Origin of the sequence: Micromonospora sp. NPDC049559 (assembly GCF_040676675.1) — a bacterium.
In the GTDB taxonomy this organism is placed as follows: Bacteria; Actinomycetota; Actinomycetes; order Mycobacteriales; family Micromonosporaceae; genus JBFAPK01.
Window position 1 is genome coordinate 626038 of record NZ_JBFAPK010000002.1, and the last position, 7187, is coordinate 633224.

Sequence of the window (7187 nt, forward strand, 5' to 3'; positions counted from 1 at the left end):
CGTGCGGGCGGCGCGTCAGCGGCGGCTGCCCCGCCAGCCGTGCACCGGCAGGCCGAACTTGGCCACCAGCCGGTCGGTGAACGGCCGGGCGCGCAGCCGTACCACGCGCACCGGCAGGCTGCCGCGCTGGACCGTCACCCGGGCGCCGGGCGGCAGGTCGTAGACCCGCCGGCCGTCGCAGGAGAGCACCGCGAGGGTCGTGAACGGATCCACCGTGATGGCGAAGACGGAGGTCGGCGCGGTCACCAACGGCCGGCTGAACAGCGCGTGCGCGCTGATCGGCACCAGCAGCAGCGCCTCCACCTCCGGCCAGACCACCGGACCGCCGCCGGAGAAGGCGTACGCGGTCGAGCCGGTGGGCGTGGCGCAGACCACCCCGTCGCAGCCGTACCGCGACAGCGGCCGCCCGTCGACGTCGACGAGCAGTTCCAGCATCTGCGCCCGCTCGCCCTTCTCCACGCTGATCTCGTTCAGCGCCCAGCTGCGGATGGTCGGGCCGCCCTCGAACTCCGCCGTCACGTCCAGCGTCAGCCGCTCGTCCACTGTGTAGTTCCGGCTGACCACGTCGCGGACCGCCAGGTCCAGATCGTCGATCTCGGCCTCGGCGAGGAAGCCGACCTTGCCGAGGTTGATGCCGAGCAGCGGCGCCTTGGCCGGCCGCGCCAGCTCGGCCGCGCGCAGGAAGGTACCGTCGCCGCCCAGCGCGAAGACGATCTCCGCGCCCTCGGCGGCGGCCGGGCCGGCCACCGGGGTCGCCCCGGGCAGGTCCAGGTCCTCCGCCTCCTCGGCCACCACCCGTACCTCGAAGCCGGCGGCGATGAGGTCCGCGGCCACGGTACGGGCGTGTTCCGTGCTGCGCCGCCGGCCGGTGTGGGTCACCAGCAGGGCCGTCCGACTCATCGCGTCTCCTCCTCGCCTGACGCCGGCCCGTCCGGTGCCGGTACCGCGGCCGGTCCGGCCGCCACGACGGCCCGGACCCGGTCCGGATCGGCGGGCGGCGCGCCGCGGCGCAACCATACGAAGAACTCCACGTTCCCGCTGGGTCCCGGCAGCGGACTCGCCGCGACGCCGGCCAGCCCGAGGCCGAGCCCGGCGGCGGAGGCCGCGACGTCCAGCACCGCCTCGGCGCGCAGCGCCGGGTCGCGGACCACCCCGCCCGCGCCGACCCGCTCCTTGCCGACCTCGAACTGCGGCTTGACCATCAGCGCCAGGTCGCCGTCGGGCTCGGTGCAGCCGGCCAGCGCCGGGAGCACCAGCCGCAGCGAGATGAACGACAGGTCCGCGACGGTGAGCGACACCGTACCGCCGATCAGCTCGGGTGTCAGCGTGCGCACGTTGGTCCGCTCGAAGACCCGTACCCGCTCGTCGCCGCGGAGCGACCAGGCCAGCTGGCCGTAGCCGACGTCGACGGCCACCACCTCGGCGGCCCCGGCGCGCAGCAGCACGTCCGTGAAGCCGCCGGTGGAGGCCCCGGCGTCCAGGCAGCGCCGGCCGGTCACCGCGAGCCCGTCCGCGCCGAACGCGGACAGCGCGCCGGCGAGCTTGTGCCCGCCCCGGGAGACGTACTCCTCGGCCGGGTCGCCGCCGAGCACCCGTACCGCGTCCGCCGGGTCGACCATGGCCGCCACCTTGCGGGCCGGCACCCCACGGACCTGGACCCGGCCGGCCTCGACGAGCGCGGCGGCCTGTTCCCGCGAGCGGGCCAGCCCGCGGCGGACGAGTTCGGCGTCGAGCCGGGTACGACGTGCCATCCTGCTTCTCTCCGGCGGCCGGTCAGGCCTGGTCGATGGTGGCGAGGGTCTCCTGCAGCGTGCGGTGCGCCGCCTCGTACTGGGCGATCTGGTCGGCGGGCGACAGCCCCGCCGCGTTCTCGATGGCCCGCAGCGCGGCGTCCACGGCCGGGTGTCCGGTGCCGCCCTCGGCGTCCGGGTCGGCGGGCGCGGTGGCCGGCCGCGCGGCCGGCGGGTACGGCGCGGGCACGCCCGGCCGGGGCGGCCCGGGTACGGGGCGCGGCGGGCCCGGTACGGGTGCGCTGCTCATGCCCGGTTCTCCCGCCCGCTCACGCCGACTCCGTGCCCGCCGCCGGCGGCGGCTTCCTCGCGGCGGTCTTCTTCGCCATCTTCTTGGCGGGCGCCGTCTTCTTCGCGGGCTCGGTCCGCTTGGCCACGGCCTTCTTGGCCGGCTCGACGCGGGCAAGCGCCTTCTTCGCGGCCGTCTTCTTGGCGACGGCCTTCTTGGCCGCCGCCTTCTTCGCCACCGCCTCGTCGGGGCCCAACCCCCGGGCCACGCCCGCCTCGCTCGGGCCGGCCGCGGTACCGCCCGCGGCCGCCTCGGCCGCCGGTGCGGACCAGCGGGACTCCCGCAGCTCCTGTTCGAGCTGGCGGACCCGGGCCGTCAGGTCGGCGACCTCGTCCGCGGTCGCCAGACCCACGGCGCCGAGCGCCCGGTCCACCTCGAAACGTACGATCTTGGTCAGCGCTTCCCGGTTCGCCAGGCTGGTCGAGCGCAGCTCCTCGGCCAGCGCCTGCAGCTGGACCGCGGTCGCGCCGCCGGACTCCACCACCCGGCGGGCCACCGACTGCGCCCGCTTCCTCGACGCCTCCGTGAACCCAAGGGCCAGCTCCAGGTAGGCCCGCCACGCGTCCTGCATGCCCCGATCCTCTCGCGGTGCCGACAGTTCGGCTGTCACGCTACCGGGCGCCCGTCGGCCTCCCGTGCGGTACGGTGCCGGGGACGGGGTGTGGCGGGTTGCGAGGGGGCAGGAAGTGGCCAGCGTCGACGAGTGCCGGCAGGCGTTGAACGATCTCGCGGCGCGCATGGCGGAGAACGCCGCCGAGGTGCGCAGCCGGGTCGACCTGGAGCGCACGCTCGCCTGCCGGATCAAGGATCTGGACACCGCGTTCCACGGCCGGCTCGTCGACGGGCAGCTGGTCGACCTCGCCGACGGCGACGACCCGAAGGCGAAGATCGCGATCAGCATCGCGAGCGACGACCTGCTCGCCCTGGTCCGCGGCGAGCTGGACTTCCCGCGGGCGCTCGCGGCCCGCCGGGTCTCGATCAGCGCCAACCCGCTGGACCTGATGAAGCTGCGCAAGATGATGTGACCCGGACTCGCGGCGGCCCCGCCGGTCGTGGCGGGGTCAGCCGGCCAGGCCGAGCGCCCGCAGGGCCGCGCCGGCCTCGTCCGAGCCCGGCCGCAGGCCCGTCAGCGACCGGCCCGACCAGGCGGCGGCGCAGAGGACGGCGAGCGCGTCCAGCGGGCCGCCGGTGCCGGTCAGGGCCGGGCCGGCGCCGGCGTCGGTCACCCGCCACCCGCCGGTCGCGCCGGTCGCCGGCGCCGCGTCCCGAGCGGGTACGCGTACCGCGGCGCCGGGCGCGAAGAGACCGGTCAGGTCCGACGCCACGTACGTGGGCCGGCGGTCCGGGCCGGCCGTCAGCAGGTCGGCCGCCGTGCTGACCCCGGTCAGCACGAGCAGACTGTCCATGCCGGCCCGAGCGGCGCCCTCGATGTCGGTGTCCAGCCGGTCCCCGACGACCAGCGGCCGGCGTGCCCCGACGCGGTGCGCCGCGGTGGCGAAGAGCGCGGGTTCGGGCTTGCCGACGACGGTGTCCGGGTCGCGCTCCAGCGCGGTCCGCAGCACCGCCACCAGCGAGCCGTTGCCGGGCAGGGGGCCGCGCCCGCTGGGCAGGGTCCGGTCGGTGTTGGTCGCCACCCAGAGCGCGCCGGCCCGGATCGCGACCGACGCCTCCGCCAGATCGGCCCAGCCGACCTGCGGGCCGTAGCCCTGCACGACCGCCAGCGGCGCCTCGTCGGCCCGGCCCACCGGCCGCAGGCCCGCCGCGCGTACCTCGGCCCGCAGCGCCTCCGCGCCGACGACCAGCACCGGCGCCCCGGCCGGCAGCCGCTCGGCGAGCAGTTCCGCCGACGCGGCCGCAGAGGTCAACACCTCCTCCGGCCGGGCCGCGACGCCCATACCGTTGAGCAGGTCGGCCACCTCCGACGAGCGCCGGGAGGCGTTGTTCGTCGCGTACGCCAGCGCCTTGCCCTCGGCGTGCAGCCGGCCGACCGTCTCCGGCGCCCCGGCGATCGGCTGGTCGATCAGGTAGACCACGCCGTCCAGGTCGAAGATGACGAGGTCGTACCCGTCGGCCAGCCGGCCGGGCGAGGCGTCGGTCACCGCCGGTCCGCCTCCGGCCGCGACGGCTCGGCCGCGTCGTCGGTACGGGTGGTCGGGCTGCCCGTACCGTCGTCCTCGTCCGGCGGCAGCACCGGTGCCGGTACGGCCACCCCGGTGGCCCGGGTGCCCTCGCCACCGGAGCCGGGGACAGCGGCGTCCTGGTCGGCGACGGTCTCCCGCTCGACGGTGCCGGCCTGCTCCTCGACGGTGCCGGCCTGTTCCTCGGCGGCCGTCGCGTCCTCATCGGCGACGTCGTCCTCCCGGCCGGCGGCGTTCACCGCGCCATCGGTGTGGCCGGCGGCCTCGTCCGTCCCGGCGAAGCCCTCCGCCTCGCGCGCCGCCGCACCGGTCGCGATCTCCACCACGCCGACGTGCTCGTCGGTACCGGTGGCGTCCTCGTCGGCGACGTCGTCGTCCTCGTCGAACTCTTCGTCGTCCTCGTCGTCGAACTCCGCGTCGTCTTCGTCGAAGTCGTCGTCCTCGGCGGCGTCCTCGTCACCGTCGGCTTCCTCGCCGTCCTCGGCACCATCGATGGCGTCCTCGCCGTCGACGTCGTCCTCCGGCTCGTCGCCCTCGAGCACCACACCGTCGAGTTCGAGCAGCCGCTCGGCGGCGTCCGTCTCTCCGGTCTCGTCGGCGTCGGCGGCGCGGGCGAACCACTCCCGGGCCTCCTCGCGCCGGCCGACGGCGAGCAGCGCGTCGGCGTACGCGTAGCGCAGCCGGGCGGCCCACGGTTCGTTCGTACCGGCGGTCAACTCGCGGACCTGCAGCATCGCGACCGCCGCGTCGCCCTGGCCCAGGTCGCCCCGGGCGCCCGCCGCCACAATCAGCAGCTCGATCGCGCCGGCCTGGTCGAGCGCGTCGCGGTCGGCGCCCCGGTACAGGTCGATCGCCCGCTCCGGGCGACCCAGCGCCCGCTCGCAGTCGGCGAGTACCGCCAGATGCGTCTGCCGACCGCTCATCCGGTGGTACGTCCGCAGCTCACTGATCGCCGTCTGCCACTCGCCCGCGTGGTACGCGGCCAGTCCGACCGCCTCCCGTACCGCCGCGATGCGCGACGCGAGCCGCCGCGCCGCCAGTGCGTGCGCCAGCGCCTCCTGCGGGTCTTCGTCGATCAGCTGGCCGGTCGCGACGAGGTGCCGCGCCACCCGCTCCGCCACCGGTTTGGCCAGCGACAGTAGCTCGGCCCGGACCTCGCTGGCGAGATCCGAGGCGACGATGCTCTCCGGCAGCTCCGGTGCGGCCGGTACGCCCTCCTCCGGCCGTCCGCCGGGGCCTTCGGCCCGCTCGTCCCGCCGCGGACGGTACGCCTCACGGTCGCCTCGGTCGCGCCGCTCACCCGGCCCACGCCGGTCCTGGTCGCGCCCGCGCTCGTCCCGGCCGTAACCCGGGCGACCCTCGCGGGAGTCGCGACGGAAGTCACCGCCACGGGCGTCACCACCACGGGCATCGCGGTCGCGGAAGCCGCCCTCGCGGGGTCCGGACCGGAACCCGCCCGTACGCGGTCCGCCCTGGGTTGCCCGGTCGCCGCGGAAGTCGTCGCGGTCGCGTCCGCCGGGGCGGAAGCCGCCCTCACGCCGGTCGCCACCCCGGAAACCGCCCTCGCGCGGTCCACCGCCGAGACCGCCCCGGTCACGGGAGTCGCGGAAACCACCCTCGCGCCGCTCGCCGCCCCGGTAGCCGCCCTCACGGGGGCCGCCCTCACGGGGGCCACTCCGGTAGCCGCCCTCACGGGGGCCACTCCGGTAGCCGCCCTCGCGGGCGCCGCCGTCACGCGGACCGCCCTCACGCGGGCCGCCCCGGTAACCGCCCTCGCGGGCGCCGCCGTCGCGCCGTTCCCCGCCGAAGTCCCGGTCGGAACGGCCGTCGCGGTCCCGGGGGCCACGGTCGCGGAAGTCACGATCGCGGTCTCCACCGCCGAACCGGCGCTCACCGCCGCCGAAGCCGCCCTCACGCCGTGGCCCGGACCGGAAACCACCCTCACGCCGGTCACCACCCCGGTACCCGCCGCCCTCGCGGTCGCCCCGGTAGCCGCCACCCTCGCGGCGGTCACCGCCGCGGTAGCCGCCGCCGTCACGGTCGCCCCGGTACCCGCCGTCGCGGGAACCACCGCCGAAGCCGCGGTCGCCCGTGCCACGTTCCCCGGCACCACGGGGGCCGCGGTAGTCCGTGCCGCCCTGGCCCGCCCGGTCGCCGCGGAAGTCGTCGCGGTCGCGTCCGCCGGGGCGGAAGCCGCCCTCGCGCCGGTCACCACCCCGGTAACCGCCGCCCTCACCGCCGCGCCCGCCGGCCCGGTACCCGCCCTCGCGCGGTCCACCGCCGAAACCGCCCCGGTCACGGGAGTCGCGGAAACCACCCTCGCGCCGCTCGCCGCCCCGGTAACCGCCCTCACGGGGGCCACCCTCACGCGGGCCACTCCGGTAGCCACCCTCGCGGGCGCCGCCCTCACGCGGGCCGCCTCGGTAGCCACCCTCGCGGGCACCACCGTCGCGCCGTTCCCCGCCGAAGTCCCGGTCGGAACGGCCGTCGCGGTCCCGGGGGCCACGGTCGCGGAAGTCGCGATCGCGGTCTCCACCGCCGAACCGGCGCTCACCGCCGCCGAAGCCGCCCTCACGCCGTGGCCCGGACCGGAAACCACCCTCACGCCGGTCACCACCCCGGTACCCGCCGCCCTCGCGGTCGCCACCGCGGGACCGGTCGCCCCCGAAGCCTCCCCGCGACTCACCGCGGTACGGCTGGCGGTCGTCACGGCGCGGAGACCCGTCCCGGCCGTCCCGGCCCGGACGATCTTCGTAGCGGCGCGGACGCTCTTCGCCCCGCGGATCTTGACTCACAGTAAATCCTTCCTAGTGGCACCGTAAGGCGCACAATACAGTTAAGGGCCGCCCTCAACCGGGGCGGCCCTTAACTAAAGATGTCCGGCGGCGTCCTACTCTCCCACACCCTCCCGAGTGCAGTACCATCGGCGCTGGAAGGCTTAGCTACCGGGTTCGGAATGTAACCGGGCGT

The 7187-nt window shown here is 76.5% G+C and carries 7 protein-coding genes and 1 rRNA gene; 1 reads left to right on the forward strand and 7 read right to left on the reverse strand.

Annotated elements, in window-relative coordinates; genetic code table 11:
* Positions 1 to 15: 15 nt before the first annotated feature.
* The 4 genes from AB0J86_RS05635 to AB0J86_RS05650 are packed head-to-tail and all read right to left on the reverse strand — an operon-like array spanning position 16 to position 2650.
* Positions 16 to 900, reverse strand: a complete 885-nt coding sequence (locus tag AB0J86_RS05635) for an NAD kinase (RefSeq protein ID WP_363852997.1) — start codon at positions 898 to 900, stop codon at positions 16 to 18.
* Positions 897 to 1751 carry a TlyA family RNA methyltransferase gene (locus tag AB0J86_RS05640; RefSeq protein ID WP_363853000.1) on the reverse strand — a complete coding sequence of 285 codons (855 nt, stop codon included), beginning with the start codon at positions 1749 to 1751 and terminating at the stop codon, positions 897 to 899. Before AB0J86_RS05640 ends, AB0J86_RS05635 begins: the two co-directional genes overlap by 4 nt.
* Positions 1752 to 1773: 22 nt before the next feature.
* On the reverse strand, positions 1774 to 2040 hold the full coding sequence (locus AB0J86_RS05645) for a hypothetical protein (RefSeq protein WP_363853003.1): 267 nt from the start codon (positions 2038 to 2040) through the stop codon (positions 1774 to 1776).
* 19 nt (positions 2041 to 2059) lie between these two features.
* The gene (locus tag AB0J86_RS05650; protein WP_363853006.1) at positions 2060 to 2650 is read right to left on the reverse strand and encodes a hypothetical protein; all 591 of its coding nucleotides are present in this window, start codon (positions 2648 to 2650) and stop codon (positions 2060 to 2062) included.
* 115 nt (positions 2651 to 2765) lie between these two features.
* Here AB0J86_RS05650 and AB0J86_RS05655 point away from each other — a divergent pair, with 115 nt between their 5' ends.
* The gene (locus tag AB0J86_RS05655; protein WP_363853009.1) at positions 2766 to 3104 is read left to right on the forward strand and encodes an SCP2 sterol-binding domain-containing protein; all 339 of its coding nucleotides are present in this window, start codon (positions 2766 to 2768) and stop codon (positions 3102 to 3104) included.
* A 36-nt stretch (positions 3105 to 3140) separates the two neighbouring features.
* Here the strand turns inward: AB0J86_RS05655 and AB0J86_RS05660 are convergent, their stop codons facing one another.
* The 3 genes from AB0J86_RS05660 to rrf form a co-directional block, all read right to left on the reverse strand.
* Positions 3141 to 4178: an HAD-IIA family hydrolase gene (locus AB0J86_RS05660; RefSeq protein WP_363853012.1), complete on the reverse strand. Its 1038-nt coding sequence runs from the start codon at positions 4176 to 4178 to the stop codon at positions 3141 to 3143.
* A complete protein-coding gene (locus tag AB0J86_RS05665) occupies positions 4175 to 5356 on the reverse strand; it encodes a hypothetical protein (protein WP_363853057.1) in 1182 nt (393 codons plus the stop codon). The genes AB0J86_RS05660 and AB0J86_RS05665 overlap by 4 nt, the downstream gene beginning before the upstream one ends.
* A 1738-nt stretch (positions 5357 to 7094) precedes the next feature.
* Positions 7095 to 7187 (reverse strand): 5S ribosomal RNA (gene rrf / locus AB0J86_RS05670); the annotation flags it as partial.

Bases quoted from the DNA above. Each gene is read 5' to 3' on its own strand.
- AB0J86_RS05635 (WP_363852997.1), bottom strand. From the start codon at position 900: ATGAGTCGGACGGCCCTGCTGGTGACCCACACCGGCCGGCGGCGCAGC.
- AB0J86_RS05640 (WP_363853000.1), bottom strand. From the start codon at position 1,751: ATGGCACGTCGTACCCGGCTCGACGCCGAACTCGTCCGCCGCGGGCTG.
- AB0J86_RS05645 (WP_363853003.1), bottom strand. From the start codon at position 2,040: ATGAGCAGCGCACCCGTACCGGGCCCGCCGCGCCCCGTACCCGGGCCG.
- AB0J86_RS05650 (WP_363853006.1), bottom strand. From the start codon at position 2,650: ATGCAGGACGCGTGGCGGGCCTACCTGGAGCTGGCCCTTGGGTTCACG.